Origin of the sequence: Bradyrhizobium sp. 160 (genome assembly GCF_023073735.1) — a bacterium.
In the GTDB taxonomy this organism is placed as follows: domain Bacteria; phylum Pseudomonadota; class Alphaproteobacteria; order Rhizobiales; family Xanthobacteraceae; genus Bradyrhizobium.
In genome coordinates this window covers 1-2,619 of sequence record NZ_JADPKD010000023.1, presented here as the reverse complement: position 1 = coordinate 2,619, position 2,619 = coordinate 1, and the positions used below count along the sequence as shown (strand labels likewise).

The 2,619-nt window shown below is 62.4% G+C and carries 3 protein-coding genes; all 3 read right to left on the bottom strand.

Annotated elements, in window-relative coordinates:
- Positions 1–79 precede the first annotated feature (79 nt).
- From tnpC to tnpA, 3 genes are read right to left on the bottom strand one after another with little or no spacing between them, the layout of a single operon-like run.
- A complete protein-coding gene (gene tnpC, locus IVA98_RS08965) occupies positions 80–1,741 on the bottom strand; it encodes an IS66 family transposase (protein ID WP_247354682.1) in 1,662 nt (553 codons plus the stop codon).
- 45 nt (positions 1,742–1,786) lie between these two features.
- A complete protein-coding gene (gene tnpB / locus IVA98_RS08960; RefSeq protein WP_425304745.1) occupies positions 1,787–2,107 on the bottom strand; it encodes an IS66 family insertion sequence element accessory protein TnpB in 321 nt (106 codons plus the stop codon).
- A gap of 23 nt (positions 2,108–2,130) precedes the next feature.
- Positions 2,131–2,532 (bottom strand): IS66-like element accessory protein TnpA, encoded by a 402-nt coding sequence (tnpA, locus tag IVA98_RS08955; RefSeq protein ID WP_247354681.1) that lies wholly within the window; start codon positions 2,530–2,532, stop codon positions 2,131–2,133.
- Positions 2,533–2,619 lie beyond the last annotated feature (87 nt).

Genomic DNA, 2,619 nt, shown 5'->3' with positions numbered 1-2,619 from the left:
CGTACGCATACGACGAAGGCCGCCTGATTGACGCATGCGCGCGAGCACGGCGAGTTCTACGATGGCGTTGCGTGAAGGGTCAGGCGGCTTGCTGATTGGCGGACTTGCCGGCTTGGTGCAGGAGCTTCCATTCCCAGGGCAGCAGTTCGCGCAGACGCGAGGTGGGAAGATCAGCGATCCGGGCGAGGACGTCGGCGAGCCAAGCCTTGGGATCGACGTCGTTGAGGCGACAGGTCGTGATCATCGTCAGCATGATAGCGGCACGATCGGCGCCCCGCTGGCTGCCAGCGAAGGTCCAGTTGCGCCTTCCCAAGGCAATGCCTCTCAATGCACGCTCAGCGCAATTGTTGGTCAAGCAGATCCTGCCATCGTCGAGGAAGCGGACGAAGTCGTCCCAGCGCTTAAGCATGTAGTTCATGGGCCTCAGGACCTCGGCGGAGCGCGAGAGGCTTTCTCGCTCGCGGAGCAGCCAGTCGTGCATATCGTCGAGCAGCGGCTTGCTCCGCTCCTGGCGCACGGCACGCCTCTCGTCGGCGCTACGGCCGTTGATGGCGCGCTCGATCTCGAACAACGCATCCAGACGCCTGACCGCCTCCAGCGCGATCGGAGAGACCGGTTTGCCCTTGCCTTCTCGGGCGGCTTTCTCGATGTCAGCCAGCTCGAAGAATCCCCGCCGCGCATGGGCCAGGCAAAATGCCGGCGTGATCGGCATTGCTTTCCTTTTTGGGTCGAACAATGGCTCGAAGCCGCCATAGCAATCCGCCTGCAGAATGCCGACGAAGGCGGCCAGATGCCTCTGAGGATTTTCGCCCCGTCGATTGCCCGAGGCATAATAGACCGCCGCCGGCGGCGCAGGCCCGGCGAACGGCCGGTCATCCCGCACATACGTCCAGATCCGGCCGGTCGTGCATTTGCCCTTCGCCAGGATGCGGATGGTGGTGTCGTCGCCATGAAGGCGCTCGGCCCCGAGCACATGACGCTCGATCAGCTGGAACAGCGGCATGACGGCGAAGGTTCCGTGGCCGACCTGGTCGGCCAGCGTCGACAGCGGCAGATCGATCCTCTCGGCCTTGAAGCGCACGCTCTGGCGGTTGAGCGGGATATGCATGCCGAATTTTTCGAACAAAATCGTCGCCAGCAATTGTGGGCCGATGAAGCCGCGGGGCGTCGCATGGAACGGTGCCGGCGGCTGGGTGATCTTCTCGCAATCGCGGCAGGTGAACTTCTCGCGTACCGTCTCGATGACCTTAAAGCGACGCGGAATCTCCTCCAGCGTCTTGGTCACATCCTCGCCGACCTTCGCCAGCCGCGATCCGCCGCAGCAGGCGCAGGTCGTTGGAGCCTTGATGACGATGCGCTCACGTTCGATGTCGTCCGGCCACGGTTTGCGCACCGGCCGCTTGCGCGTGAAGGCGCTCACGCTCTGGGTTTTTGCCGCGGCAGCCTGCGCAGCCAGCTCATTCTCGGTCGCCGTGGTGGCGAGTTCTTCGAGCTCCAATTCCAACTGCTCGAGTAGCCGCGCCGTGCGCTCGGAGCGCTGCCCGTGCAGTTCGCGTTTGAGCTTCTCGATCCGTAGCTCAAGATGAGCGATCAGCACCTCGCTGTCCGATAGCTCCGCCCGCGCGTTGGCGGCATCCGCGACTGCCACATCGCGTTCAGCCTGCAACGCCTCGCGCTCGGCCAGCAGCGCAAGGTAGGCGCTTGCGAGATCCGACGGAAGATCGTCCGGCTTCGATGTCATGAAGCCATTGAATCAGATCGAGCATCAGATTCAAACCCAAAACGATTATCCGACCCGCGTCGGGCGCTGGGTTTCTTGCGGATTGCGCCAATCGATCCCGGACAACAGGTAGCTCAACTGCGCCAGCGAGATCGTTACCGCTTCACCGGCAACCGATGGCCAGATGAACTTTCCTCTCTCGAGTTTTTTTGTGAACAAGCAGGCTCCCTGACCATCGTGCCAGATCACCTTCACAAGATCGCTCCGGCGACCGCGGAAGACAAACAAATGACCGCTGAGCGGTTCTTTGTGCAGCACCTCCTGAACTTGGAGGGCCAGCGACGGAAAGCCTCTGCGCATATCCGTGTAGCCTGTCGCCAGCCACACTCGCACATTCCCTGGCACAGCAATCATCGGCGTCCAAGCACATCGAGGACCCGCGCCAGCGCCTCCGGATCGACGTGCGCATCCACCCGGATGCACCGTCGGTTGCCGAGATCGATCTCTATCAATCCAGTACGTGCGGCTGCCGCCGAGCGAACTCGGCCATCAACCGTAGGCAAAAGCTTCGCAGTTTCTTCAGTCGAGGCCGCTACGGCGGCGATCTGAACCAGCGTAAAAGATGGTGCAACTTGTTCCGATGTCCGTGCTTGTCGACGCCAGGTAAACACCAGGCTGGCCGCTACTCCGTTGCGCCGCGCAACCTCAGTTACCTTCGCGCCCGGTGCCAGCGTCTCCTCGACAATCCGTGCCTTGTCGTTCTGCGACCAACGCCGCCGCCGCTCCAGCCCGCCCAAAACCTCGACCCGCATCGCCTGATGACCTTAAAGCTAGACTTAAGGTCACACGCTTCGCGAATTACCACCCCTCACGCAAGACGGCCCCCGTCGGAGGCGTAC